The 26,854-nt window shown below is 70.5% G+C and carries 17 protein-coding genes and 2 pseudogenes; 4 read left to right on the top strand and 15 right to left on the bottom strand.

Going from position 1 to position 26,854, the window contains the following annotated elements; translation table 11 throughout:
- Window positions 1–95: 95 nt before the first annotated feature.
- Window positions 96–1,484 (bottom strand): pitrilysin family protein, encoded by a 1,389-nt coding sequence (locus GLX30_RS09690; RefSeq protein WP_167306804.1) that lies wholly within the window; start codon window positions 1,482–1,484, stop codon window positions 96–98.
- On the bottom strand, window positions 1,481–2,836 hold the full coding sequence (locus GLX30_RS09695) for a pitrilysin family protein (RefSeq protein ID WP_159686086.1): 1,356 nt from the start codon (window positions 2,834–2,836) through the stop codon (window positions 1,481–1,483). Before GLX30_RS09695 ends, GLX30_RS09690 begins: the two co-directional genes overlap by 4 nt.
- Window positions 2,837–3,050: 214 nt before the next feature.
- Here GLX30_RS09695 and GLX30_RS09700 point away from each other — a divergent pair, with 214 nt between their 5' ends.
- On the top strand, window positions 3,051–5,501 hold the full coding sequence (locus GLX30_RS09700) for a DNA topoisomerase IV subunit A (protein ID WP_159686089.1): 2,451 nt from the start codon (window positions 3,051–3,053) through the stop codon (window positions 5,499–5,501).
- Window positions 5,502–5,789: 288 nt separating this feature from the next.
- On the opposite strand, the gene GLX30_RS09705 is transcribed toward GLX30_RS09700, so the two are convergent.
- The 3 genes and pseudogenes from GLX30_RS09705 to GLX30_RS09715 all read right to left on the bottom strand — a co-directional run.
- Window positions 5,790–6,935 carry a GTP-binding protein gene (locus tag GLX30_RS09705; protein WP_244258094.1) on the bottom strand — a complete coding sequence of 382 codons (1,146 nt, stop codon included), beginning with the start codon at window positions 6,933–6,935 and terminating at the stop codon, window positions 5,790–5,792.
- Between the two features lie 250 nt (window positions 6,936–7,185).
- A complete protein-coding gene (locus GLX30_RS09710; RefSeq protein ID WP_159686095.1) occupies window positions 7,186–8,196 on the bottom strand; it encodes a LacI family DNA-binding transcriptional regulator in 1,011 nt (336 codons plus the stop codon).
- 98 nt (window positions 8,197–8,294) lie between these two features.
- Window positions 8,295–9,893 (bottom strand): annotated as a pseudogene (locus GLX30_RS09715) (right-handed parallel beta-helix repeat-containing protein); the annotation flags it as partial.
- A 241-nt stretch (window positions 9,894–10,134) separates the two neighbouring features.
- On the opposite strand from GLX30_RS09715, the gene GLX30_RS09720 reads away from it, so the two are divergent.
- A complete protein-coding gene (locus tag GLX30_RS09720; RefSeq protein WP_159686097.1) occupies window positions 10,135–11,784 on the top strand; it encodes a sensor histidine kinase in 1,650 nt (549 codons plus the stop codon).
- Window positions 11,781–12,461: a response regulator gene (locus GLX30_RS09725; RefSeq protein WP_159686099.1), complete on the top strand. Its 681-nt coding sequence runs from the start codon at window positions 11,781–11,783 to the stop codon at window positions 12,459–12,461. Before GLX30_RS09720 ends, GLX30_RS09725 begins: the two co-directional genes overlap by 4 nt.
- Window positions 12,462–12,508: 47 nt before the next feature.
- Here the strand turns inward: GLX30_RS09725 and GLX30_RS09730 are convergent, their stop codons facing one another.
- The 5 genes from GLX30_RS09730 to GLX30_RS09750 form a co-directional block, all read right to left on the bottom strand.
- Window positions 12,509–14,131 carry a cation acetate symporter gene (locus GLX30_RS09730; protein ID WP_159686101.1) on the bottom strand — a complete coding sequence of 541 codons (1,623 nt, stop codon included), beginning with the start codon at window positions 14,129–14,131 and terminating at the stop codon, window positions 12,509–12,511.
- Window positions 14,128–14,604, bottom strand: a complete 477-nt coding sequence (locus GLX30_RS09735; protein ID WP_244258095.1) for a DUF485 domain-containing protein — start codon at window positions 14,602–14,604, stop codon at window positions 14,128–14,130. Before GLX30_RS09735 ends, GLX30_RS09730 begins: the two co-directional genes overlap by 4 nt.
- A gap of 95 nt (window positions 14,605–14,699) precedes the next feature.
- Entirely contained in the window at window positions 14,700–15,374 is a 675-nt protein-coding gene (locus GLX30_RS09740) for a response regulator transcription factor (protein WP_159686104.1), read from the bottom strand.
- The gene (locus tag GLX30_RS09745) at window positions 15,371–16,531 is read right to left on the bottom strand and encodes a sensor histidine kinase (RefSeq protein WP_244258096.1); all 1,161 of its coding nucleotides are present in this window, start codon (window positions 16,529–16,531) and stop codon (window positions 15,371–15,373) included. Before GLX30_RS09745 ends, GLX30_RS09740 begins: the two co-directional genes overlap by 4 nt.
- A 117-nt stretch (window positions 16,532–16,648) precedes the next feature.
- Window positions 16,649–18,775 (bottom strand): DNA topoisomerase IV subunit B, encoded by a 2,127-nt coding sequence (locus GLX30_RS09750; protein WP_159686106.1) that lies wholly within the window; start codon window positions 18,773–18,775, stop codon window positions 16,649–16,651.
- A 433-nt stretch (window positions 18,776–19,208) separates the two neighbouring features.
- Here GLX30_RS09750 and GLX30_RS09755 point away from each other — a divergent pair, with 433 nt between their 5' ends.
- Complete coding sequence (locus GLX30_RS09755) at window positions 19,209–19,439, top strand: hypothetical protein (protein WP_005311020.1); 231 nt, start codon at window positions 19,209–19,211, stop codon at window positions 19,437–19,439.
- 126 nt (window positions 19,440–19,565) lie between these two features.
- Here the strand turns inward: GLX30_RS09755 and GLX30_RS09760 are convergent, their stop codons facing one another.
- From GLX30_RS09760 to GLX30_RS09780, 5 genes and pseudogenes are all read right to left on the bottom strand, one after another.
- Window positions 19,566–20,396, bottom strand: coding sequence for a serine protease (locus GLX30_RS09760; protein ID WP_159686109.1), 831 nt, complete (start codon window positions 20,394–20,396; stop codon window positions 19,566–19,568).
- Window positions 20,397–20,554: 158 nt separating this feature from the next.
- A complete protein-coding gene (locus GLX30_RS09765; RefSeq protein ID WP_159686111.1) occupies window positions 20,555–22,108 on the bottom strand; it encodes an RNA polymerase sigma factor in 1,554 nt (517 codons plus the stop codon).
- A 337-nt stretch (window positions 22,109–22,445) separates the two neighbouring features.
- Window positions 22,446–23,333, bottom strand: a complete 888-nt coding sequence (locus GLX30_RS09770; protein ID WP_159686114.1) for a FadR/GntR family transcriptional regulator — start codon at window positions 23,331–23,333, stop codon at window positions 22,446–22,448.
- A 159-nt stretch (window positions 23,334–23,492) separates the two neighbouring features.
- Window positions 23,493–25,462: pseudogene (locus tag GLX30_RS09775) on the bottom strand (ATP-binding cassette domain-containing protein).
- Between the two features lie 621 nt (window positions 25,463–26,083).
- Window positions 26,084–26,848 (bottom strand): NUDIX domain-containing protein, encoded by a 765-nt coding sequence (locus tag GLX30_RS09780; RefSeq protein WP_159686116.1) that lies wholly within the window; start codon window positions 26,846–26,848, stop codon window positions 26,084–26,086.
- Between the last annotated feature and the right edge of the window lie 6 nt (window positions 26,849–26,854).

Raw genomic sequence — 26,854 nt, forward strand, 5'->3', positions numbered from 1 at the left:
ACATAGAACAGAACCCCGGCAAACGATTCGAAGCCGGGGTCCTGTTCGCGCGCAATGCGCGTTCTGCTGAGTCGTCTTCCGCGGGCGGCTCCCGCTCAGCCCGTGACAACCCTCACTTCACCGATGCCGAGCGCCTTCACCGGCTCCTCGATCTGCGACGCGTCGCCGACGAGCACCGTCACCAGCCGGTCGACCGGGAAGGCGTTGACGACCGCCGCGGTCGCCTCCACCGTGCCCGTCTCGGCCAGCCGGACGTACATCTGTGCCTGGTAGTCGTCCGGGAGGTGCTGCTCGACCTGGTCGGCCAGCGTGGCCGCGACGGACGCCGCCGTCTCGTACTTCAGGGGGGCCACCCCCACCAGGTTCTGCACGGCGACGTCCCGCTCGGCGTCCGTGAGTCCCTCGGCGGCGAGCGTACGGAGCACCTTCCACAGGTCCTCGAGTGCCGGACCGGTGTTGGGCGTGTCCACGGAGCCGCTGATGGCGAGCATCGAGGCGCCGGAGCCGTCCGGGGCGGAGCGCAGCACCTGCCCGAAGGCGCGCACACCGTAGGTGTAGCCCTTCTCCTCGCGCAGCACCCGGTCGAGGCGTGAGGTCAGCGTGCCGCCGAGGCAGTACGTGCCGAGCACCTGTGCGGGCCAGACACGGTCGTGGCGGTCTCCGCCGACGCGGCCGATGAGCAACTGCGTCTGCACGGCACCGGGGCGGTCGACGATGACCACGCGGCCGGTGTCGTCGGCCGTGATCGCGGGCACCGGACGCGGGTCCGCCTTGTCGCCCGTCCACGCCCCCAGCGTGTCGCCGAGGACGGCGTCCAGGTCGATGTCCGTGAGATCGCCGACGATCACCGCGGTGGCGGTGGCGGGCCGTACATGCGCCTCGTAGAAGGCGCGTACGGCGGCCGCGTCGATACGCGCGACCGTCTCCTCCGTCCCCTGGCGTGGCCGGGAGACGCGCAGCGAGGCCGGGAAGAGCTCCTTGGAGAGCTGCTTGGCGGCCCGGCGGCCCGGGTTCGCCGTCTCGTGCGGGATCTCGTCGAGGCGGTTGCGGACCAGCCGCTCGACCTCGCCGGCCTCGAAGGCGGGTGCGATCAGCGCCTCGGAGAGCAGTCCGAGCGCCTTGTGCAGCCGGGAGACCGGCACCTCGAGGGAGACCCGGACACCGGGGTGGTCGGCGTGCGCGTCCAAGGTGGCGCCGCAACGCTCCAGTTCTGCGGCGAACTCCTCCGCGGAGTGCTTGTCGGTGCCCTCCGACAGGGCGCGCGCCATGATCGTGGCGACACCGTCGAGGCCCTCCGGCTCGGCGTCCAGCGGGGCGTCGAGCGAGATCTCGACGGCCATCACCTGCTGGCCGGGACGGTGGCAGCGCAGCACCGTCAGTCCGTTGTCCAGCGTGCCGCGGTCGGGGGCCGGGAAGGCCCAGGGCCGGGCGGTGCCCGGGGTCGGCTGCGGGTGGAAGTCCATGGTCACGGCAGCATCGCTCACTGGTCCGTCCCCTCCTGCTCGTGTCCGTCGGCCGCTTCGGTCTCTTCTTCGGCGACCGGTTCGTAGACCAGCACCGCCCTGTTCTCCGGGTGCAGCCGGGCCTTGGCGACCGCCTGCACCTCCTCCGCGGTGACGTCGAGCACCCGCTGGACGGCGGTGAGCGCCAGCTGCGGATCGCCGAACAGCACGGCGTAGCGGCAGAGTTCGTCGGCGCGGCCCGCGACCGTGCCCAGGCGGTCCAGCCACTCGCGCTCCAGCTGGGCCTGGGCGCGCTCCATCTCGCCCGGCGTCGGGCCCTCGGCCGCGAACCGGGCCAGTTCCTCGTCGACGGCCGCCTCGATCTGCGGCACGTCGACACCGCCGGACGTCTTCACGTCAAGCCAGCCCATCGACGGGGCGCCCGCCAGCCGCAGCAGGCCGAACCCGGCCGCGACGGCCGTCCGGTCGCGGCGCACCAGGCGGTTGTGCAGCCGGGACGACTCGCCGCCGCCGAGGACGGTCAGCGCCAGGTCGGCGGCGTCGCACTCGCGGGTGCCGTCGTGCGGGAGGCGGTACGCGGCCATCAGGGCGCGGGCGGGGACCTCCTCGACGATCTCCTCACGCAGCTGCGCGCCGATGTTCTCCGGGAGGGTGCCGTCACGCGGCGGCTGCTTGCCGCTGTGGGAGGGGATGGACCCGAAGTACTTCTCGATCCACGCCAGCGTCTGCTGCGGATCGATGTCGCCGACGACCGACAGCACGGCGTTGTTGGGAGCGTAGTAGGTACGGAAGAAGGCGCGGGCGTCCTCGAGGGTCGCCGCGTCCAGGTCGGCCATCGAACCGATCGGGGTGTGGTGGTAGGGGTGGCCCTCCGGGTAGGCGAGGGCGGTCAGCCTCTCGAAGGCCGTGCCGTAAGGCACGTTGTCGTACCGCTGGCGGCGTTCGTTCTTGACGACGTCGCGCTGGTTCTCCATCGACTCGTCGTCGAGGGCCGACAGCAGCGAGCCCATGCGGTCGGCCTCGAGCCAGAGCGCGAGCTCCAGCTGGTGCGTCGGCATCGTCTCGAAGTAGTTGGTCCGCTCGAAGCTGGTGGTGCCGTTCAGCGAGCCGCCGGCCCCCTGGACGAGCTCGAAGTGGCCGTTCCCCTTCACCTGTGCCGAGCCCTGGAACATCAAGTGCTCGAAGAGGTGGGCGAGTCCCGTACGGCCCTTGACTTCGTGGCGGGAACCGACGTCGTACCAGAGGCAGACCGCGGCGACCGGGGTCAGGTGGTCCTCGGAGAGCACCACGCGCAGGCCGTTGGCCAGGCGGTGCTCGGTCGCTGTCAGGCCGCCGGAACCGGCCGGCGCTGTGGCCGTGTGACCCATGGGCATGTACGTCCCTTCGATCGCGAAAACTTGGAGGTGCTGCCAGACCTGCCACTGTATGCAAGCGTGCTGACACCTGGCGAAGTTCCCGGGCCGCGATCTGCGCCGTTCCACCCGCGGGGCGGGGTCGAACATGGGTCGCGGTCGGTGTTGTCAGCGGGACGGTCCACAATGGTCGGCGTCAGATGCCCACCTGGTACGTGAAGGAGCAGCAGCCGCGATGGCCCGCCGCAGCACGAAGACCCCACCGCCGGACGACTTCGAGGAGCGCATCCTCGACATCGACGTGGTGGACGAAATGCAGGGCTCCTTCCTCGAGTACGCGTACTCGGTGATCTACTCCCGGGCCCTTCCGGACGCACGCGACGGCATGAAGCCGGTGCACCGCCGCATCGTCTACCAGATGAACGAGATGGGCCTGCGCCCCGACCGCGGCTATGTGAAGTGCGCGCGCGTCGTCGGCGAAGTCATGGGCAAACTGCACCCGCACGGCGACGCCTCGATCTACGACGCCCTCGTGCGCATGGCGCAGCCGTTCTCGATGCGCCTGCCGCTGGTCGACGGCCACGGCAACTTCGGCTCCCTGGGCAACGACGACCCGCCGGCCGCCATGCGGTACACCGAGTGCCGGATGGCCGACGCCACCAGCCTGATGACGGAGTCGATCGACGAGGACACGGTCGACTTCCAGTCCAACTACGACGGCCAGGAACGCGAGCCTGTCGCCCTGCCCGCCGCCTACCCGAACCTCCTGGTGAACGGCGCGTCCGGCATCGCGGTCGGCATGGCGACCAACATGCCCCCGCACAACCTGGGCGAGGTCATCGCGGCGGCGCGCCACCTCATCAGGCACCCGGGCGCGGACCTCGAGACGCTGATGCGCCACGTGCCGGGCCCCGACCTGCCGACGGGTGGCCGCATCGTCGGTCTGACCGGCATCAGGGACGCGTACGAGTCCGGCCGCGGCACGTTCAAGATCCGTGCCACGGTCTCCGTGGAGAACGTCACCGCCCGCCGCAAGGGCCTGGTTGTCACGGAACTGCCCTTCGCGGTCGGCCCGGAGAAGGTCATCGCGAAGATCAAGGATCTGGTCGGGTCGAAGAAGCTCCAGGGCATCGCCGACGTCAAGGACCTCACCGACCGGCAGCACGGCCTGCGCCTGGTCATCGAGATCAAGAACGGCTTCATCCCCGAGGCCGTCCTGGAGCAGCTCTACAAGCTGACGCCGATGGAGGAGTCCTTCGGCATCAACAACGTGGCCCTGGTCGACGGCCAGCCGCTCACGCTCGGGCTGAAGGAACTGCTCGAGGTCTACCTCGACCACCGCTTCGACGTCGTCCGCCGGCGCAGCGAGTTCCGGCGGACCAAGCGCCGGGACCGGCTCCACCTGGTCGAGGGCCTGCTCGTCGCCCTCCTCGACATCGACGAGGTCATCCGGCTCATCCGCTCCAGCGAGAACTCGGCCCAGGCCAAGGAGCGGTTGATCGAGCACTTCTCGCTGAGCGAGATCCAGACGCAGTACATCCTCGACACCCCGCTGCGCCGGCTCACCAAGTTCGACCGCATCGAGCTCGAGAGCGAGCGCGACCGGCTGAACGGCGAGATCGACGAGCTGACCGGCATCCTCGAGTCGGACGCCGAGCTGCGCAAGCTCGTCTCCTCCGAACTGGCCGCCGTGGCGAAGAAGTTCGGCACCCCGCGTCGCACGGTGCTGCTGGAGTCCGCGGGCACGCCGGCGCCGGCGGCCTCGCTCCAGGTGGCGGACGACCCGTGCCGGGTGCTGCTCTCCTCCACCGGACTGCTGGCCCGCACGGCCACGGGGGAGCCGCTGGTCGACGGCCGCAGCCGGCGCTCCAAGCACGACGTGATCCTCTCCGCCGTGCTCACGACGCAGCGCGGCGAGGTGGGCGCCGTGACGTCCGCCGGACGGCTGCTGCGTCTGTCGGTGATCGATCTGCCCCAGCTGCCGGACACGGCCACCACGCCGAACCTCGCCGGAGGCGCTCCGGTCGCCGAGTTCCTCTCGCTGGAGGCCGACGAGACCCTCGTCTGTCTGACCACGCTCGACGAGTCGTCGCCGGGTCTCGCGCTCGGCACGCTCCAGGGCGTGGTCAAGCGTGTGGTGCCCGATTACCCCGCCAACAAGGAGGAGCTGGAGGTCATCACCCTCAAGGAGGGCGACCGGATCGTCGGCGGCGCCGAGCTCCACACCGGCGAGGAGGACCTGGTCTTCATCACCTCCGACGCCCAGCTGCTGCGCTATCCGGCCTCCCAGGTGCGGCCTCAGGGCCGCCCGGCGGGCGGCATGACCGGCATCAAACTCGCCGAAGGCGCCGAGGTCATCTCGTTCACGGCGGTGGATCCGGCGGGCGAGGCGGTGGTGTTCACCGTCGCGGGTTCGCACGGGACGCTGGACGACTCGATCGCGACGGCGAAGCTGACTCCGTTCGACCAGTACCCCCGCAAGGGGCGGGCCACTGGCGGCGTGCGCTGCCAGCGTTTCCTGAAGGGCGAGGACGTGCTGGTCCTGGCCTGGGCGGGCGCGGCGCCGGCCAGAGCGGCCAAGAAGAACGGCGAGCCCGCGGAGCTGCCGGAGATCGACCCGCGGCGCGACGGCTCCGGCACGCCTCTCGCGTCGCCGGTGGCGGTGCTGGCGGGGCCGGCGAGCTAGGTCTTCCGTTTGGATCGTGCCGGATCAGGGGGCGGGGTCTGGTGCGTGTGATCGCAAGGCGGAGGAGGGAGGCTGGGGGTGCCCCCGTGCCCGGAGGGCTACGGGGGAGGAGCCATGCCGACCGACGACAACGCGGCGTGGGGGCACCTCCCATGCCCGGAGGGCTACGGGGGAGTGCGTGCCAGACCCCGCGAGCCCGGCATCATCCGAACGAGAGGCCCTAGATCTGTGCCGCCACGTCGTCGGACGGGGTGCGGCAAGGGGCCGTCCGGGCCGAATCTTCGGGGGTCAGTCCGGACGGTCGCTCACCAGGAGATCCTCGGACGGGTCGTCGAACGCCATGCCCGACCGGATGTCGGACGGTTCGTCGGAGGACTCTTCGCGTACGTATCGCAGGATCCCCCACAGGCTGTGTTCCTCTGGGACCTCCTGCGCGCCGGCGACCCGTGCGGCGTCCAACTCCGCCAGCAGGGCGGGGGCGTCGATGCCGGAGCCGATGAGCACCAACTGCGTCTGCCGGCCGCCGTCCCCCGGCGGCCAGGGCTCGGGGTAGAAGCGCAGGAACCTGCCGACGGAGTGGACGCCGTAGCGGTTACGGGGATCGAGCGCGCCGAAGTCGACGAACCCCTTGATGCGGTAGAGGCCCTCCGGCCGTGAGTCGAGGAAGTCCAGCAGCCGGCGCGGATGGAGCGGATCGTCCGAGGTGAACGAGGCGCTCTCGTAGGCGGCGTGCAGATGCCGGCCATGCCCGGTGCCGCCGCAATCGTGGGCGTGGGGTTCGTGGTCGTCGTCGTGGACATCGTCGAAGGAGAGCTGGCCCACGCGCTCCGACGGCGGCCGCGGTTCGAAGAACAGCTCGGCATCGACCCGCCCGTACGACGCCGGGATCACCGCGGCGCCGCCGGCGAGACCGGTGATCCGCTCACGCAACTCGCGCAGGGCGGCCTCACCGGCCCTGTCGGCCTTGTTCAGTACGACCAGGTCGGCGATGCCGAGGTGTCGGTCGATCTCCGGGTGCCGTGTACGGGTCTGCTCGAACTCGGCCGCGTCGACGACCTCGACGAGACCGCCGTACACGATCCGTTCATTCTCGCTGGCCAGCACCATCCGTACGAGCTCCTGCGGTTCCGCGAGCCCGCTCGCCTCGATGACGATCACATCGAGGCCGACGGCCGGGCGCGTGAGCTTGTCGAGGAAGACGTCCAGCTCACCGGCGTCGACGGCACAGCACAGGCAGCCGTTGCCGAGGGAGACGGTGGAGTCGCCGAGCTGTCCGGCCACCGCCATCGCGTCGATCTCGATCGACCCGAAGTCGTTGACGATCGCGCCGATCCGGGTGCCGCGGCTGGTCCGCAGCAGGTGGTTGAGCAGGGTCGTCTTTCCGGATCCCAGGAAGCCCGCGAGGACGATGACGGGGATCTGCGACGCGCTCAAGACGGTACCTCCGGGGCGTGACTGCACTTCGGGCCCCAGGATATGGGGCGGCCGGAACGGGGCCGGTTGCGCAAGATGCTGCGCGGTCATCGCAAATTCTGGCGGGGCCCGGTCGCGGCGGAAACTCGGTCGGGGGTCCGGACACAAGCCCGGTTGGGGCGGAAGCCCGGTCGCAGGACCGGGCAGGAGCCCGGTTGTGGGAAGGGCTGGACGGGCGAAACGCCCGCCGCAGGCGAACCGCCCCCCGCCGCTAAGGTCGCCGCACCTGCGCCGTCGATCCCCGGACCACCAGTTCCGGCTCGAACAGCAGCTCTCCCGGCGGCACCTCGCCGCCCTGGATCTGCGCGGTCAGCAGTTCGACCGCCGCACGCCCCATCGCCTCGATCGGCTGTCGCACCGTCGTCAGCGGCGGCTCCGTGCAGTTCATGAACGCCGAGTCGTCGAAGCCGACGACCGACACGTCACCGGGTACGGCGAGCCCGCGCCGCCGGGCGGCGCGTACCGCTCCGAGTGCGAGCGGGTCGCTCGCGCAGATGATCCCGGTGACGCCCCGCTCCAGGAGCCGCCCGGTCGCGGCCTGACCGCCCTCGAGGGAGAACATCGAGCGCTCGACGCACTCCTCCGGAAGCTCCGTCCCGGCCGCCTCTGCCACCGCCTGCGCGGCCGCCAGCTTGCGGCGGGACGGCACATGGTCGCCGGGGCCGAGGACGAGGCCGATGCGTTCGTGGCCGAGCGAGGCGAGGTGCCGCCATGCCTGTTCGACGGCGACGGCGTCGTCACAGGAGATGCACGGGAAGTCCAGGCCGTCGATGGAGGCGTTGACGAGCACGACGGGGATCCGTCGCTCCGCGAGCAGCCGGTAGTGGTCGTGCGGGGCGTCCGCCTGCGCGAACAGGCCCCCGGCGAACACGACGCCGGAGACCTGTTGCTGGAGCAGCAGCTCCACGTAGTCGGCTTCGGAGACGCCGCCCTTGGTCTGCGTGCACAGCACGGGGGTGAGGCCCTGCTGGGCCAGCGCCCCGCCGATGACTTCGGCGAAGGCTGGGAAGATCGGGTTCTGCAGTTCGGGCAGCACGAGCCCGACCAGTCGCGCCCGCTCACCCCGCAGCTGGGTGGGCCGCTCGTAGCCGAGGACGTCCAGCGCTGTCAGCACGGACTGGCGGGTGGCCTCGGAGACCCCTGGTTTGCCGTTGAGGACCCGGCTGACCGTGGCCTCGCTGACTCCCACCTTCTTCGCCACCTGAGCAAGTCGTCGCGTCATACGCGCAAGGCTAGCGCAAGCCACGCAAGTGGCTTGCGCTGACCTGATCGTCGACGAGGGCCACACCCCGCTCGCCGACGGACCTCGCCCTGTCCGCCCTACGGAGTGATGTTGATCTTGAAGGTGGAGGTGGCGGTCCTGATGTCCTGCGCGTTGCCGCTGAGCCTCAGGCCGTTGAAGGTGACCTCGCCGACCGCAGGGCCCTGTCCGCTCTCGGGCATCTCGTTCGCCCAGAGTCCGAAGCCGGACTTTGCGTCGAAGGCGTCACCGCTCTTGCGGGCGCCGGATATCGAGATGTCGGTGAAGACGGTGTCCTTGATCGGGAACTCAGGCTGTCCTCCTTCGTATTCGGTCTGGAACATGATGCCGCTGTACGTCGGGTCGACGATGTCGACATTGCTGACCCGGATGCCCTGGAACACCTTGTCCGCGGAGAACAGCCAGATGCCGGGGAAGGTCTGCGCCCCCCAGAAGTGGCCGCCGGCCCGGACGACGGAGACGTTCTCGACCGTCGTCGGTCGGGTGCCGAAACCGTTCATCGGGTAGCCGAAGTCCAGCGAACTGATGGTGATGCCGGAGTAGACCAGGGTGTCGGCGATGTGGATGTTGCGGAAGGTGTTGTCGTAGCCGCCGTAGACGGCGACGCCCGCCGCGCGCCACGTGAGGATCGAGGTCAGGTTCTCGTAGACGTTGTTCTTCATGTCCGCGCCGCCCGCGTCGATCGCCGAGAAGCGCGCGAAACTGTCGTCGCCGGTCGCTCTGGCCTCGTTGTTCGACACCAGGTTGTCGGTCGAACCGTTGGTCATGTTGATGCCGTCGGCGAACATGTTCCGGATGCGGGAGTTCTTGACGGTGATCCGGTCGGTGTCGGCGCCCCAGTAGAGGCACACCATGTGCTCGTTCCAGATGTTGTCGATGACGATGTCCGACACGTTGGAGAAGTCGAACACCTTGCCCTTGCTCGACGTCCGGTAGTCGCCCGCCGGCAGGTACACACCGACGAGCTTGCCGGTCGAGTCCATCCGCACCCGGTCCAGGGCGTTCTGCACGTCCTGGTGGGTGAATCCGGCGGGCACGGCGTACGACGCCGGATCCGGGTTCGCGACCGGAGCGACCTGCTCAAGGTTGATGAAGTCGATCGCGTACGACGATGTGTTGGCCGCGTCCCTCTGCAGCCTGATCGTGCTCCCCGCGGGGACGGTTCCGCCCCGCATGATGTGCGCCTCGTCGTAGATCTGGCGTGGAGCCCCCGCCCCGGGCGAGTTCCCCGGCGAGGCCTCGGCCCCGTACAGCCAGGCGTACTTGGACGTCAGGTCGATCGCCTTGCGGAAGACGCCGTCGACGTAGACGTTCAGGGTGGCGTCGATGCCGCCGCCCCCTGGCGCGTCCGGTATGGAGAAGCGGGTGACGAGGGTGTTGGTGCTCGCCCGGCTCCTGAATTCGACGTACTCGCCGGTGCTGTCGAGGGTGACCGCCCTGCGGCCCGACGCCTCACCCGCGATGTCGCCGACCGTCCGGTTAGGGCCGACGACCTGCGCGCCGCCGCCGGCCGTGCCGTCCTCGGCCTCGTACATGTCGAACGGCATGTCGGCGCCACGACCGACGAAGAGCGCTTGGGTGCTGGAGTTGTTCTCGCGCTTGACCGGCAGCTCGTTGGCGTCGTCGGCGACGGTCACCCTGAGCGTGACGGAGGCGGCCACGAGGTCCGAGCTCGCGACCGGTTTCACGACCAGCATCTGCCGACACCAGCGGCTTTCGTTCGCACTGGCAGGAAAATGAAAAGTGACCGCAAGCAGCGCAAGCTGTTTGCGCGGGGGCCACAATTTCGGAAAGCGGACCGCTGCCCTTACCGTTCCTAGGCATGAGTCCCGTCCCGACCGCCCCGCCCGGCGACGGCGGTTCGGCTGGCCGCAGCGGGTCTTCTCACAGGTCCTGCTGATGCAGCTGACGATCGTCACCGGGGTCATCGCACTGGCCACCGGCCTTTTCCTCGCCCCGCTCAGCGCCCAGCTCGACGACCAGGCGATGCGCCGCGCGCTCGCCATAGCGGAGACCACCGCGTCACCCGAGCTCGCCGAGGACCTGACCGACTCCCGGCCGACCGCCGACGGCCCGGTCCAGGCCGAGGCCGAACGGATCAGGCACGCCACCGGCGCCGAGTACATCGTGATCATGGACTGGCGCGGCGTGCGCTGGTCCCACACCTCCCCCGCGCAGATCGGCCGGATCGTGTCCACCGACCCGAGCGAGGCGCTGGCCGGGCGGGACGTGATGGAGATCGACAGCGGCACCCTCGGCCGGTCCGCCCGCGGCAAGGTGCCGCTGCGCGACGCGGACGGACGGATCGTGGGCGCGGTGTCCGTCGGCATCGAGTACGACAGCGTGCGGGCCCGGCTGCTGTCGGCGATACCGGGGCTGCTCGCCTACGCCGGCGGCGCACTGGCCGTGGGGGCGCTCGCCGCGTACCTGATCTCCCGCAGGCTCCAGCGGCAGACCCACGACCTGGCCTTCTCCGACATCTCCGCCCTGCTCGCCGAGCGGGAGGCGATGCTGCACAGCATCAGGGAAGGCGTCGTCGCCCTGGACGCGGCCGGGCGGGTGCGGCTGCTGAACGACGAGGCGCAGCGGCTGCTCAGGGTGGGGCCGGAGGCCGCCGGACGGCCACTGGACGAGGTGCTCGGCGAGGGACGCACCAGTGACGTCCTGGCGGGCCGGGTGAGCGGCGACGACCTGCTGACGGTACGGGGCAGCCGGGTACTCGTCGCCAACCGGATGCCGACCGACGACGGCGGCGCCGTCGTCACCCTCCGCGACCGCACGGAGCTGGAGCAGCTGGGCCGGGAGCTGGACTCCACCCGCGGGCTGATCGACGCACTGCGGGCGCAGGACCACGAGCACGCCAACCGCCTGCACACCCTGCTCGGTCTGCTGGAGCTGGAGATGCACGACGAGGCGGTGGAGTTCGTCACCGAGGTGGTCGGGGTGCACCGGGCCACCGCGGAGCAGGTCACGGAGAAGATCCACGACCCGCTGCTCGCCGCACTGCTCGTCGGCAAGGCGACGGTCGCGGCGGAGCGAGGGGTATCGCTGCGGATCGCCCCCGCCACCCTGCTGCCCGACCGGCTGGTCGACCCGCGCGGACTGGTGACGATGGTCGGCAATCTGGTCGACAACGCGCTGGACGCGGCAGCGGGCACACCGGATCCGCGGATAGAGGTCGAGCTGCACACGGTCGGCAGCACGGTGATCCTCCGGGTCGCCGACAGCGGTCCCGGTGTCCCGGTAGAGCACCGCGAATCGATCTTCACCGAGGGGTGGACCACCAAGGAACTGCCGGCCCATGGCAAGCGCGGCCTGGGGCTACCGCTGGTCCGCAGGTTCGCCGAGCGGCAGGGCGGGAGCGCCACGGTCCGCGAGTCTGCCGCCCAGGGCGCCGAATTCGTCGTCGTACTGCCCGACGCCCTGGCCGAGACCGGTCCGGACGACGACCCCCCACGGATTCCCCGACCGCTCGACGCACCGGATCCGGGAGAGGCCGGAGCTCCGGGTGGCGCGGGCGGCTCACGAGAGGACCGGCAGTCGCGATGATCGACGTACTGGTCGTGGACGACGACGTCCGGGTCGCCCGCATCAACGCGGCCTATGTCGCCAAGGTGCCGGGCTTCCGGGTCGTCGCAGAGGCCCACTCGGCCACGGAGGCGCTCGCGAGGATCGCCGAGGCGCCCGTCGATCTGATCCTGCTCGATCACTACCTGCCGGACGAGAACGGGCTGACGGTCGTCCGTGAGCTGCGCGCGCTCGGCCACCAGACGGACGTGATCATGGTGACGGCCGCCCGGGACGTGGCGACCGTCCAGGCGGCGATGCGCCACGGTGCCCTCCAGTACCTGGTCAAGCCGTTCAACTTCGCCGGGCTGCGCGCCAAGCTCGAGGCGTACGCGGCGTTGCGGCGTGCCCTGGACGGCGGTGGCGAGGCCGAGCAGGCCGAGGTCGACCGGATCTTCGGCACGCTGTCGGCCGGCTCGATCGCGCCGGAGCTTCCGAAGGGACACTCCCCCACCACGGCGGAGCTGGTCCGCCAGGTGCTGCTGGCCGCCGACGGCCCGTTGTCGGCCCAGGAGATCGCGGAACGGGCGGGCGTGAGCCGGCAGACCGCACAGCGCTATCTGAAGCTCCTGGAGCGGGCGGGCAGGGTGCGGCTGTCTCTCAGGTACGGCGAGACGGGCCGCCCGGAGCACCGTTACGTGTGGGTGGCGAGTACCTGACGCCGCCGGCCCGGACTGCGTCGGACGTCACGGCCCGCACGCCGGCGTCAGACGGCACCCGCTCCCGTCAGCGCGCGCACCTCGGTCTCGGCGTGCTTCGCCGCGTCCGGCGGCTCGGAGGAGACGACCGTGCCGACCCAGCCCGCCAGGAAGCCCAGCGGGATGGAGACGAGCCCTGGGTTCTCCAGCGGGAAGACGTGGAAGTCCACGCCCGGGAAGAGCGACCGCTCGCTGCCGGAGACGACGGGCGACACCAGCACGAGCAGCACCGCGGGCACCAGTCCGCCGTAGACGGACCAGACAGCGCCGCGCGTGGTGAAGTTCCGCCAGAACAGCGAATAGAGCAGGACGGGCAGGTTGGCGGAGGCGGCCACGGCGAAGGCCAGACCGACGAGGAACGCGACGTTCAGGTCGCGGGCCAGCAGACCGAGCGCGATCGCGACGGCGCCGATGCAGACGGCGGCGATCCGGGCGACGGCGACCTCGCTGTACCGGCCGTCGCCGTCCTCCGCGCCCGTCGGCCCGGCCGCGCGCCGGCGCCGCAGCGTCGCGTACAGGTCGTGCGCGACGGAGGCCGAGGAAGCCAGCGTGATCCCCGCGACGACGGCCAGGATGGTCGCGAAGGCCACGGCGGCCACGACCGCGAAGAGGACGGCGCCCCCGGTGGACCCGGCCCCGCCGCCGAGGTCGAGGGCGAGCAGCGGCACGGCGGTGTTGCCTGCGGCGTTGGACGCCCGTACCTCGTCGGTGCCGACCACGGCGGCCGCTCCGAAACCGAGCACGATCGTCATCAGGTAGAAGCTGCCGATGAGACCGATGGACCAGACGACCGAGCGGCGGGCGGCCCGCGCGGTCGGCACGGTGTAGAAGCGGGACAGGATGTGCGGCAGTCCCGCCGTGCCCAGCACGAGCGCCAGGCCGAGGCTGATGAAGTCCAGCCGGGCGGTCCAGTCCCCGCCGTACCGGAGGCCCGGCGCGAGGAAGTCCTTGCCGTGGCCGCTGCGTGCGGCAGCGGAGTCGAGCAGCTGGTTGAAGTCGCCGTGGAAACGCATCAGCACGAGCACGGTCATCGCGATCGCGCCCGCCATCAGCAGCACGGCCTTCACGATCTGGATCCAGGTGGTGGCCCGCATCCCTCCCATGGACACGTAGACCACCATCAGCGCTCCCACGCCGATGACGGTCCACGACCGGGCGGCCTCGCTCGTTCCGCCCAGCAGCAGCGCGACCAGGCTCCCGGCTCCCACCATCTGCGCCACCAGGTACAGGACGGAGACGGTGACCGAGGAGGTGCCCGCCGCGAGGCGGACCGGCCGTTCCTTCATCCTGGCGGCGACGACGTCGGCCAGGGTGAAACGGCCGCAGTTGCGGACGAGCTCGGCGACGAGCAGGAGCACGACCAGCCAGGCGACCAGGAAGCCCACGGAATAGAGCATCCCGTCGTAGCCGTAGAGCGCGATGAGCCCGGAGATGCCGAGGAAGGAGGCGGCCGACATGTAGTCACCGGCGATGGCGAAGCCGTTCTCCATCGGGGAGAACAGCCGCCCGCCCGCGTAGAACTCCTCCGCGGAACCGTGCCTGTTGCGGCTCACCCAGGTGGTGATACCGAGGGTGACCGCGATGAACGCGCAGAACAGCAGCAGGGCGAGCGCCTGGTGGTCCCCGTTCAACGCCCGGCCCCTCTCGTCATCTCCTGCGTGTCCCACCGAAGATCAAGCGCCGCCCGGTCCCTCCGGAGCCTGGCGTGGCGGGTGTACGCCCAGGTCAGCAGGAAGGTGGTCAGGAACTGTGCGAGTCCCGCGACCATCGCCACATTGACCGCCCCTGCCACCGGCCTGGCCATCAGACCCGGCGCGGTCGTGGCAGCGACCACGTACGCCAGGTACCACGCGAGGAAGGCGGTGGACGCGGGCACGACGAACCGCCGGTAGCGGGCGCGCACTTCCTGAAAGGCTTCGCTGCGCTGCACTTCCAGATAGATGTCGGCGGCGCTGCGTCCGGCCGTCGGATCCTCCCCGGCGAGCGGCGCACCGGGGGCAGGGGCTCCGGTGCTGTCCCGGTCGCTCCAGCCCGAGGCCAGTGCGTCGTACCACGGGTCCTCGAGCCGCACTTGAGCGGCGTCCGGGCCTTCCTGCTTCTCCACGCTCACCTCTCCTTGCCGACGAACCGTTTCGGCCGCCTGCCCAAGGATGGACAGAGTGGGAAGATCCAGGACTCCTCTCCGGGGTCTTCACCCCATCAGGTGACGTTTGTCCCCGGAGGCTTCGCGAGACCCTCCCGATAGGCGTACCGGACCGCCTGTGCACGGTCGTGCAGGTCGGCCTTCGCGAACAGGTTGTTGATGTGGGTCTTGACGGTGGCGGTGGAGATCCCCAGGCGCCGGGCGATGTCCGCATTGCCGAGGCCCTCCGCGATGAGGGTCAGCACCTCGCCCTCGCGTGCCGTCAGCCCGTCGGGCAGCCGGGGGCCGGCAGGCAGCGGCTCCGCGGTGACCTGCTCGAGCAACCGCTGCTGGACCACCGGGGACAGTCCCGCGCGCCCGGCGACGACGTCCTGGATCGCCCGTACGATCTCGTCCCCGTCGGCATCCTTGGTGAGGTACCCACGTGCCCCCGCCCGCAGCGCCGGAAAGAGCGAGTCGTCGTCCGCGTAGGTGGTGAGCACGACGACCTGGGTGGCGGGGTATTCGGTTCGGATCCGGCGGGTGGCCTCCACGCCGTCGACCCGGGGCATCCGCAGGTCCATCAGGACGACGTCAGGGGCCAGTTCGGCGACGAGCGCGATCGCCTCCGCGCCGTCCTTGGCCGAGCCGACGACGTCTATGCCCGGCAGCAGCCCCAGCAGCATCACGATCCCCTCGCGCACCACCGCCTGATCGTCGGCGACGATCACCCGGGCAACCTGCCCGGTCATGCCGGCACCCGAAGTCGCACCACGAACCCCTCCCCCTCCGGTCCCGCGTCCAGGGTGCCGCCGGCCAGTTCCGCCCGTTCGCGCATCCCCAGCAGACCGTACCCGGCGCCGGACACCTTGAGCTCACCGGCCTTTCCGCGTGCCCCGAAGTCGCGTACCTCCAGGCACACTTCGCCCTCCAGGTAGGCGAGTTCCATGCGCACCTCCGCTCCCGGCGCATGCTTGCGTACATTGGTCAGAGCTTCCTGGGCCACTCTCCGCACAGCTTGCGAAGCCTCGGCGGGAAGCGGCCGCCGCCGGCCCGTGACCTCGGTCCGCGCGCCGTCGGCGGCGGTCAGCTCGCGCAGAAAGTCCTCGACCGGTGCCATCTCTCCGCGCAGGGCCGACAGAGCCTGCCTCGTCTCGGCGAGCCCTTCCCTGGCCATGCCACGCGCCGCCACCACCCGCTCCAGGATCTGGTCACGGAACAACCCTTCGGGACTGCGCTCGATCTGCAGCCTCGCCGCCTCCAGGTGCACCATCTGAGCGGACAGGCTGTGCGCGAGCACATCGTGGATCTCACGGGCGATACGGGCCCGCTCGGCGAGCGCAGCGGACACCGCCTCGGCCTCGCGGGCGGCCCGCTCCTGCGCCAGGAGCCGGAAGCCGGCGCCCCGCGCCTCGGCGTCCAGGCGCAGCGCATAGCCCCCGAGCAGGACCGAGGCGAGCGTGGCGGCGGCTCCCCAGTCGCTCTCGTCGACCGTCGCGAACCCCGGGACCATGACCGCCACGACCGCGAAGGCCGCAGCAAGCGGGAGGCGTTCCATGGCCATGACGCAGGCACCGATCCACAGCACCATCGCCGCCACGGGCACGTCCGCCAGACAGGCTGCCCAGCCGACGGCCGCGAAGACGGCGACCAGGGCCATCGAGGGCAGCAGGCGGTGGGCGAGTGTCGTCAGGTGATAGCGGGCACCTGCGGCCGCGACGACCGCGAAGGCCGGCGGGGGCAGCACGGCGCCCCAGCCATGGAAGACGTCGGACGAGTACGCGCTGACGACGGCCCACAGGGACAGGGCGGCGAGAAGCGCCATGTCGAGCGCCATCCGGGCTCGGGGGATGCCGATGCGCGACAGCGCCTCTTGGCTGGGCCACTGGGTCCACCTGCCACCACGCACGTCCGTCCCCCTCCGTCACGGACCGATGCTACGGAGGAGGCCGGCGCCGCGGATCGGACCGGGGGTGGAGTCGTCGCCTCCACCCCCGGGTGGGCACCGCCCGAGCGATCGGGACCGTCAGGCGTCGATACGCGAGCGGTCCAGGGTGGCCGCGGAACTGGTGATGAACTCCTTGCGGGGGGCCACCTCGTTGCCCATGAGCAGGTCGAAGACGTGCTCCGAGGACTCCAGGTCACCGATGTTGATCCGGCGCAGTGTGCGGTGACGGGGGTCCATCGTGGTCTCCGCCAGCTGGTCGGCGTCCATCTCACCGAGGCCCTTGTAGCGCTGGATGGAGTCCTTGAAGCGGACACCCTTGCGCTGGTACTCGAGCAGTGTCTGCCGCAGCTCGTTGTCCGAGTACGTGTAGACGTACTTGTCCTGGCCCTTCTTCGGCTGGATCAGCTCGATCCGGTGCAGCGGCGGCACGGCGGCGAACACCCGGCCGGCCTCCACCATGGGCCGCATGTAGCGCTGGAAGAGCGTCAGCAGCAGACAGCGGATGTGCGCGCCGTCGACGTCGGCGTCGACCAGCAGGACGATCTTGCCGTAACGGGCGGCGTCGATGTCGAACGTCCGGCCCGAGCCGGCCCCTATGACCTGGATGATCGCCCCGCACTCGGCGTTCTTCAGCATGTCGGAGACGGACGACTTCTGGACGTTGAGGATCTTGCCGCGGATCGGCAGGAGTGCCTGGAACTCGCTGTTGCGCGCCAGCTTGGCGGTGCCGAGCGCCGAGTCGCCCTCGACGATGAAGAGCTCGCTGCGCTCCACGTCGTCGCTGCGGCAGTCGGCGAGCTTGGCCGGCAGCGACGAGGACTCCAGGGCGGTCTTCCTGCGCTGCGCCTCCTTGTGCTGGCGGGCGGCGATACGCGTACGGGCGGCCGCCACGGCCTTCTCCAGCACTGCGCGGGCCTGCGCCTTCGCGTCCCGCTTGGTGGAGGTCAGGAAGGCCTTGAGCTCCTTGGCCACCACGTTGGCGACGATCCTGTTGGCCGCCGAGGTGCCGAGGACCTCCTTGGTCTGGCCCTCGAACTGCGGCTCCGCGAGGCGGACTGTGACGACGGCGGTGAGGCCCTCCAGTGCGTCGTCCTTGACGATGTCGTCCTCGGCGACGCGCAGCATCTTGGCGGAGCGCAGCACCTCGTTCATCGTCTTGGTCACGGAGCGTTCGAAGCCGGTCACATGGGTGCCGCCCTTGGGGGTGGCGATGATGTTGACGAAGGACTTGAGCGTGGTGTCGTAGCCCGTGCCCCAGCGCAGGGCGATGTCCACGCCGAGCTCGCGGGTGACCTCCGTCGGGGTCATGTGGCCGCGGTCGTCGAGGACGGGGACGGTCTCCTTGAAGGTGCCCTGACCGGTGAGCCTCAGCACGTCGCAGACCGGCTTGTCCTGGGCCAGGTACTCACAGAACTCACTGATCCCCCCGTCGAAGCGGAAGGTCTCCACGCTCTTGCCCTCGCCGCCGGCGTCGGTCAGGCCGCGCTCGTCGTGAACGACGATGGTCAGGCCGGGGACGAGGAAGGCGGTCTGGCGGGCGCGCTGGTGCAGCGTCTCCAGGGCGAGCTTGGCGTCCTTGAGGAAGATCTGGCGGTCCGCCCAGTAACGGACGCGTGTGCCGGTCCTGGCCTTCGGGACGCGCTTGCCCTTGCGCAGGCCGTTCGCCGGGTCGAAGGGGGCGTCGGGGCCGGACTCGGTGAAGATGCCGGGCACACCGCGCCGGAAGCTGATCATGTGGGTCGCGCCACCGCGGTCGACCTCGACGTCGAGGCGGGCGGAGAGCGCGTTCACCACCGAGGCGCCGACGCCGTGGAGACCGCCGGACGCCGCGTAGGAGCCACCGCCGAACTTGCCGCCGGCGTGCAGCTTGGTCATCACGACCTCGACCCCGGAGAGTCCGGTCTTGGGCTCCACGTCCACGGGGATGCCGCGGCCGTTGTCCCGGACCTCGACGGAGCCGTCCTCGTGGAGGATGACCTCGATGTGGTCGCAGTGACCGCCGAGGGCCTCGTCGACGGAGTTGTCGATGATCTCCCAGAGGCAGTGCAGGAGACCGCGGCTGTCGGTCGAGCCGATGTACATGCCAGGTCGTTTGCGAACCGCCTCGAGCCCCTCCAGGACGAGCAGGTGCCGCGCGGTGTAGTTGGAGCCGTCACGGTCTGCTGTCAGCAGTGCGGTGGACGGCACGGACGATTCGGCGGTCACGCGGTTCGCTCCTCGCTGAATTTCAAATGTGGCCAAGGGGGGTACGGGCCCGGCGTCGGTCGCCGGTCAGAGCGTACCGAGGCCTGGTAGAGCCGATGTAACGCCACCCACCTGATTTCTCATGCTAGTCCAGCTTCGCATGCGTGTTCGATCCCTCGATGGAGTGACGTGCACATCACGTTCCCATCGGGGCATGAACCATTTAGGCTCCGGGCACGTCCTCATCAACAACCGGCAACCCGGCCGGGAGGGCCGAACGAGACAAGCAACGCGAAATCCGTAGAGCGAAGCAATACGGCTCATTCGCCGCCAACCGGCAGCAGACAGCCACCTCGGGAAAAAGTTTCGAGGAAAAGCCACGAGCGGGAACGTTTTCGGCCTGGTTGGATGTTGACCCTGGTACGACAGCTCGTCGAGCTAGAGAAGAGGCGACGTGACTACTGTTCTGACCCCCGCGAGCCCGCTGACGGCCGCTGACCGCTGCGACCGCTGCGGCGCCCAGGCTTATCTGCGCGTCGTACTGATCAGCGGTGGTGAACTGCTCTTCTGTGCCCACCACGGGCGCAAGTTCGAGCCGGAACTCAAGAAGATCGCCGCGGAAATACAGGATGAGACGGACCGCCTGACGGCCGTGCCGGCAGACACCGGCGAAGAGGATCACTGACACCTCACATCCCGACGAGCCAAGGGCCGGTCCAGGACCGGCCGATGGGCGGCTCCCCCGGCCACCGGGGGAAGCCGCCCGCTCTCGTTCCGTGACCTTTTTCCGGGTGTCGTCCGGTCGGACCGGTCAGCCGGCTCCGACCGCCCGCGACACCACAGCTGAGACCCGTGTGTAGACGCCAGGGCCGTCAGGGCGCCCGCATCCACTGCCCCAGGAGACCAGGCCGATGAGCTTGCCCCGGGCGATCAGCGGGCCCCCGCTGTCCCCCTGACAGGCGTCGTGCCCGCCCCGCGGGTCCCCCGCGCACAGCATCGTGGAACGTGTGTACCTGCTGCCCTGCCCGCCGGGATAGGCGTTGGCGCATGTCTCGTCCGGCAGGACCGACACCCGCGCCGCCCGCAACGACGACGCGTAACTGCCGTTTCCCTGCGTGTCACCCCAGCCGTAGACGGTCGCGGCCGTCCCCACCTGGTACGCCGGGTCCCCCTCTCCCGCCACCGGCAGCACATGATCCTCGGGCAGTGCCTTCGCGAGGGTCAGCAGCGCCATGTCGGCACTGGTCGTCGCCGGGTCGTACGCGGGCGTGACCCACGTATCCCGTACCGGCACCTCCTGACCGCCGTCACCGGCGAGCTCCGAGCGGCCCGCGATGACCCGCAGGTCCCGCACGGACGCCGCGTCCTTTCCGAGGACGGCGTTGCTCAGACAGTGGGCTGCTGTCATCACCTTGGTGGGCGCCACGACCACACCTCCGCAGAACTGTCCGCTCCGCGCTGGGCCGAACCGGTCACGGCTGGCCAGCGCGACCACCCATGGACTCTCGTCGGCACGAACCTCGTACCCTCCGACGACGACGCTGTCGGCGGCGGCGGGGAAGGACATCGCCGGTGTTGTCACGACCGCTGCTGCGATCAGAGCCGGCACCCCGGCGAGGCTTCGGGCAGTGGGGCGACGCATACGGTCTCCTGACTCTGCGTGAATCCGATCCCACCCAGAGTCGTCCAGCCGGCCGCCTCTCGCACCCTCGCGCCAACCCGAAGGGCCCGGCTCCCCCATGGGGATCCGGGCCCTTCGAAGCCGTAAGCACGCGTACCCGCGCCTCGATCAGGTGCGGCCTAGTCGAGGTAGTCGCGCAGGACCTGCGAACGCGACGGGTGACGCAGCTTGGACATCGTCTTGGACTCGATCTGCCGGATGCGCTCCCGCGTCACGCCGTAGACCTTGCCGATCTCGTCCAGGGTCTTCGGCTGGCCGTCCGTGAGACCGAAGCGCATGGACACGACGCCCGCCTCACGCTCGGACAGGGTGTCGAGCACCGAGTGGAGCTGCTCCTGCAGGAGGGTGAAGCTGACCGCGTCGGCCGGGACGACCGCCTCGGAGTCCTCGATCAGGTCGCCGAACTCGCTGTCGCCGTCCTCGCCGAGCGGGGTGTGCAGCGAGATCGGCTCACGGCCGTACTTCTGGACCTCGATGACCTTCTCGGGGGTCATGTCGAGCTCCTTGGCCAGCTCCTCCGGGGTGGGCTCACGGCCCAGGTCCTGGAGCATCTGGCGCTGGACGCGCGCGAGCTTGTTGATGACCTCGACCATGTGCACCGGGATACGAATGGTGCGGGCCTGGTCGGCCATGGCGCGGGTGATCGCCTGACGGATCCACCATGTGGCGTACGTGGAGAACTTGTAGCCCTTGGTGTAGTCGAACTTCTCGACCGCGCGGATCAGACCCAGGTTGCCCTCCTGGATCAGGTCCAGGAAGAGCATGCCGCGGCCGGTGTAGCGCTTGGCCAGCGAGACGACCAGCCGGAGGTTGGCCTCCAGCAGGTGGTTCTTGGCGCGACGGCCGTCCTCGGCGATGATCTCGAGCTCGCGCTTGAGCTTCGGCGCCAGCTTGTCGGAGTTCGCGAGCTTGTCCTCCGCGAACAGGCCGGCCTCGATGCGCTTGGCGAGCTCGACCTCCTGCTCGGCATTGAGGAGGGGGACCTTGCCGATCTGCTTCAGGTAGTCCTTGACCGGGTCGGCGGTGGCACCGGCGACCGCGACCTGCTGCGCGGGCGCGTCGTCCTCGTCGTCGTCGGAGAGGACGAAGCCCTTGCTCTCGCCCTCGGGCTCTTCCTCGTCGCCCTTGCCCGCGGGCTGGGCCTCGTCGAGCAGCTCCTCGCCCTCGGCGTCGTCGCTGTCCTTCTTGGCGGTGGTCTTCTTCGCCGCCGTCTTCTTGGCGGTGGTCTTCTTCGCCACCGTCTTCTTGGCCGTCGCCTTCTTGGCGGCCGCCTTCTTCGCGGGCGCGGTCTCCGAAGACTCGTCGGCCGGGACCTCGACGGTCTCGGCCGTCGGCGCCGCGGTGGCCGCGACGGTCTTCGCCGTGCTGGTCTTGGCGGCGACGGTCTTGGTGGCGGTGCGCTTTGCCGGGCTCTTCGCTGCGACGCTCTTGCGGGCGCGCTTCGGCGACTCCGCTGCACTGACCATCAGCGTCACACCCTCTTCCTCGAGGATCTGATTGAGGCTGCGCAGAACATTCTTCCACTGGGTTGGCGGAATCTGGTCAGCTTCGAAGGCACGACGCACGTCATCGCCGGCGATCTGCCCATCAGCCTTTCCCCGCTCGATGAGCGCCATCACAGACTCGGACTCGGCGATCTCCGGCGGGAGCGTACGGGATGTGCTGGCCGACACGAACAACCTCTCGGAACGATGGAAACGGCTTCCGGCCCCACCCATGATCGGGCCGGAGCCGACGACCACCGGGCTGCGGATGTGCCGGTGGCGCGGGCAAAACCAAGGAGCTGTCACAGCGCCATGTGCGGCGGCTGTATTCCCTCCTCGGCTGTCACCTCTTAGGTCATCGCGCTGTCTCGAGGAGTGTTACGCCCAATCCACGTGGCCCGAGTCACACCCCAAATGCCGCTTTAGGGTCAAAGTGGTGCGATCGGTGCAGAGCGAGTCGCCGGACCCCCTGGGGATCCGGCGACATGCAGCCCGAACACTGCGCACTCGCCGACCGCCGCCGCGGTCAGTGCTCACGCGGCGCGGGGACCACTCGCTCCACTTCCGGGTGAACGGTGAGCAGCCGGCGCATGGCGGACTCGGCGGCGTGGGCGTCTCCCGAGGCGAGCGCTTCCGCGATGTGGGCGTGGTGCGACAGGGACGCCTCCGTCGGGCGGTCACAGCCCGCGACCGGGCCGCCGGACACCTGAAGGGCGGCCGAGACGATTCCCGACAGGTGCTCGAGCATGCGGTTGCCCGCGAGCTGGATGAGCAGGGAGTGGAATTCGGCGTCGGCACGCGAAAAAGTGAGGCCGTCACCCTGAGCGAGGGCGTGGCCCATGATCTCGACCATGTCACCGAGACGCTGCTGGACGTCCTCACGGCCGTGACCGGCGGCGAGCCGGGCGGCGAGCGGCTCGATCGTCCAGCGCAGCTCGCTCAGCTCCCGGCGCTGGTCGTCGCGCTGCGGGCCGAAGGCGCGCCACTCGATGATGTCGGGGTCGAGGAGGTTCCAGTCACTGACGGGCCGGACGCGGGTGCCGACATTGGGGCGGGCGCTGACCAGCCCCTTCGCCTCGAGGACACGGAGGGACTCGCGCACGACCGTGCGGGAGACCTCGAAGCGCTGGCCGATCTCCTCGGGGACGAGCGGACGGTCGGCCCCGAGGTCGCCCGAGACGATCATCTGGCCGAGCTGCTGGACGAGTTGACCGTGCAGGCCGCGACCGCGGCTGCCTGCCGTACGGCGGCCCACCCGGCCCAACTCGGTGTCGGACGCTTCCCAGGCGGGAGGACCGACGCGATCGGCCGCGGGCGACTCCCCGTAGCCGTAACGGGCGAGTTCGCCCGGACCGGCCAGACCGGTCTCGGCGGGGCGGGCGGGGGGCATCATGGTGTGCGCAAGGGTACTCACGCATCCTTTGTCGGCTCAGCTTCCGAGCCCCTTGAGGTCTTTGGTGAAAAGCACACGAAAGGGTGATCGGCGCTCACCCCGCAATTGACGCCTTATCGGAAAGAAACGGGCATTCCCCAAGTTGGTGTGGGCAGTTCACGGACAGCCGGTCACCGTTGGTCACCAAAGGGCCCTCCGACGAAGGCCGGTGACCACATACGCGCAGATCAGGGCTACCAACGACAACACCAGTGCGAAGCCCACGGGTTGCGCCGGCAACCGCATCGCGGCGATCAGCCAACGATCCGCCTGCTGCGGAAGCTCGACCCAGGCAGGCTCCCGGAGCCTGCCTGGAAGCCCGGCGATCGAACGGACTGCCGGTACGACGAGCACCTTGTGTGCGAGGGGCGCCACGAGGACCGGCACGGCGAGGACCGCGGCGACTCCGGCCGCGGTGACCCGGAAGACTCCGGCGGCCAGCAGGCCCGACCATGCGCAGCCGACGCAGAGGGCGCCCCAACCGGCCACCAGAGCAGGCCAGTCGGGCGGCCGTGCCACCGTTTCCGGGCCGAACACCAGCCGGAGCGCCTGCACATCGAGGGCCACCACGAGCGCCGCGAGCGTGGCCGCGGCTGTCGCTGTCACACCCAGCTTGGCCAGAAGCAGGCCCAGCCGACGGGGCACGGTGCCCCGCGCGGACGCGAGAGCGGGGTAACGGAACTCCTCACCGAAGGCGAGCGCGCCGATCAGCCCGGCCCCGAACGCCGCCGGAGGCAGCGGCAGGAATCCGGGCCAGGCGACGACCGTGTGCGGCTTCACCGCGGTCTCGCCGGTCCGTGCGAGCAGGAGGCACAGGGCGAGCGAGGCGGCAACCGCGGCCAGGGCAATCAGCGGAGAGGTGCGCACACCGAGGAGCCGGCGGAGCTCGTAGCGCAGCGGCCACCGGGGACTGCGCACCGGTCGCGTCGCCCGCGGGACGGCTGCCACACCGGCGGAGCCGGTGGGGGGCGTGGGTGCGGGGGTACCGGCGGGCGTGGGGCGGGGATGTCGACGGGCATGGGGGCGGGGATGTCGACGGGCGCGGGGGCGGGGATGTCGGCGGGCGCGGGCGAGGGCGCTGACGCCGCGGGTCGGGTCGGGGCCGAGACCGGGGCTGAGGCTGCGGACGGAGCCGGGGCCGGCGCTCGGGCTGGGGCCGGGGAGGCCGTCGACGGCGGGTGGAGCACGGGACTCCGGGCGGGTGCGGCCACGGCCATGGACCCCGCCTCGGGCGCCGGAGCCGTGTCGCCGACCTCCTCGGTGAGGCGGTGGACGACTACGCCGTGCCGGAAGGCCGTCTCGCCCACCTCGGCACAGCTGCTGCCGAAGACGGCGAGCACACCGCTGCTCTCGGCGACCACCTCGACCGAGCGCCGCTCGGCGCGCGCCTCGCGTGCGAGGACGGCGGAGAGACGGGCCGCGTGCGGGGTACGGACGGCGACCCGGGGCCGCAGCCGGGTCCGCGAGAACTCTGCGGCCTCCTGGTCCGCGAGCAGGCGCCCCTCGTGCAGCGTGACGACGCGGTCGGCGATCCGGGCGGCCTCCTTGGGCTCGCGCAGCGTGCACAGAACCGTTCCGCCATGGGCGGCGTGGGCCCGCAGCAGCGCGAACAGCCAGCTTCTGTCGCGGGGCGACAGCCCCCGGACGGGGTCGTCGAGGACCAGCGTCTGCGGATCGCCGAGAAGCGCGGACGCCAGCCCCAGTCGGCGGTCCATACCGAGGGAGAGTCTCCCCAACTGCTCGTGCGCGAGAGCGCCGAGACCCACGACGTCGAGCAATTCGTCGGCACGGGACGCGGGCACCCCGACAGCGGCGCTCAGCATCCGCAGCTGACCTCGTACCGTCCTGGCGGGATGCCCCGGCACATCGCCGAGGAGAGCTCCCACCTCACACGCGGGATTGGCGATGCGATGCAAAGGTTTGCTGCGGAAGTACGTGAATCCGCGACCGGCCTCGAGTCCCAGAACGAGCCTCAGCGCCGTCGTCTTCCCCGCGCCGCTCGCGCCGAGCAAGACGGTGACCTGACCGGGGCGGGCTTCGAAGGAGAGATCGTCGACGGCGGGCGGGTGCTCTCTGCGACGGGTGCTGGTCAGCCCGATGGCCTGGAGCATCGCTTCTCTCGCCTCTCTCGCGGAAGGTGAGACCGCTCAGTGGCAGCACGGATACCGGAGCAAGATAACGCGACATTTCAGACTTCTTGCGCATCGCCGGAAGTCCCGGGTGTCAGACCGCGCCCGGGGGCCGCGCCACCGGCGGGACACCGGACGTGACCGAACGTGCCCGGACGCCGGTCGCCGGTCGCCGGTCGCCGGTCGCCAGACGTGACCGGTCGCCAGACGTGACGGGACGCCAGACGTGACGGGACGCCGCCCGCTCGCCGGTGCGGACCGGGCGCCGGTGCGGACCGGGCGCCGGAGGGACCGGACATCGGCCTGCGCCTCGGACCGGGCCGGACGCCAGGACGTGACCGGCCGTCGGCCCGCGCCACGGGCCGGGCCGGACGCCACCCGCGCCTCGACCGGCCAGGCCGGGCGGCCGGACCCGGAGCGCGCCTCAGGCCGTCTGCCCCATGGGCCGGCGGACGAGTCGTCCAGGACCGGATTCCCGCAGGCGCTTCATGCCGTGCCCTGCCGCACGCTCGCATGCGGGCCCCTGCGCGCGGCCCGGCCGGACACGAACAGGAACGGCGTCGGGTCGATGCGGTGCGGCCCTACGCGCGGCCAGGGCCGAGGTCAGACTTCGGGCCGCAGCATCGGCGGGTTCAGAATCGTGGCGCCACCGGCTCGGAAAAGCTGGGCGGGGCGGCCGCCCTGCCGGGTGGTCGTGCCGCCGGCCGGAACCAGGAAGCCTGGCGTACCGGTCACCTTGCGGTGGAAGTTGCGGGGATCGAGGGCGACGCCCCACACCGCCTCGTACACCCTCCGCAGCTCTCCGACCGTGAACTCCGGTGGGCAGAACGCCGTGGCCAGGGACGAATACTCGATCTTGGAACGGGCCCGCTCCACGCCGTCCGCCAGGATCACCGCATGGTCGAAGGCAAGCGGCGCCTGCTGTTCGTCCTCCCGTGCGAAAGCGGTGTCCCTGGCGAGGAGCTCCTCGACCGGCGCCCAACGGGCACTGTTCGCGTCGCCGCCCGCACGGGGCGCCGGCAGGTCGGGGGCGAGCACGAGATGCGCGACGCTCACCACTCGCATCCGAGGATCACGCTTGGGGTCGCCGTATGTGGCGAGCTGTTCCAAGTGGGCGCCGTTGGCCGACCCCGGGGAGGCCGGGTCGTGTGCGCACAGTCCCGTTTCCTCGGCCAGCTCGCGTGCGGCCGCCGCCGCCAGGTCCTCGTCGCCCCTGACGAAGCCTCCGGGCAGCGCCCACCGTCCCTGGAACGGCGGCTCACCGCGGCGTACGACGAGAGCGCAGAGCGCATGCCGACGCACGGTGAGCACGACCAGGTCGACAGTGACGGCAAAGGCCGGGAAGGCCGACGGGTCGTAGGGCGACATGCCGCG

Source organism: Streptomyces sp. Tu 2975, assembly GCF_009832925.1.
Lineage (GTDB): Bacteria > Actinomycetota > Actinomycetes > Streptomycetales > Streptomycetaceae > Streptomyces.

Excerpts from the sequence above, each read along its gene's own strand:
- GLX30_RS09740 (WP_159686104.1), bottom strand. The coding sequence starts at position 15,374 with ATGACCGGGCAGGTTGCCCGGGTGATCGTCGCCGACGATCAGGCGGTG.
- GLX30_RS09700 (WP_159686089.1), top strand. The coding sequence starts at position 3,051 with ATGGCCCGCCGCAGCACGAAGACCCCACCGCCGGACGACTTCGAGGAG.
- GLX30_RS09710 (WP_159686095.1), bottom strand. The coding sequence starts at position 8,196 with ATGACGCGACGACTTGCTCAGGTGGCGAAGAAGGTGGGAGTCAGCGAG.
- GLX30_RS09695 (WP_159686086.1), bottom strand. The coding sequence starts at position 2,836 with ATGCCCATGGGTCACACGGCCACAGCGCCGGCCGGTTCCGGCGGCCTG.
- GLX30_RS09780 (WP_159686116.1), bottom strand. The coding sequence starts at position 26,848 with ATGTCGCCCTACGACCCGTCGGCCTTCCCGGCCTTTGCCGTCACTGTC.
- GLX30_RS09760 (WP_159686109.1), bottom strand. The coding sequence starts at position 20,396 with ATGCGTCGCCCCACTGCCCGAAGCCTCGCCGGGGTGCCGGCTCTGATC.
- GLX30_RS09720 (WP_159686097.1), top strand. The coding sequence starts at position 10,135 with ATGCAGCTGACGATCGTCACCGGGGTCATCGCACTGGCCACCGGCCTT.
- GLX30_RS09725 (WP_159686099.1), top strand. The coding sequence starts at position 11,781 with ATGATCGACGTACTGGTCGTGGACGACGACGTCCGGGTCGCCCGCATC.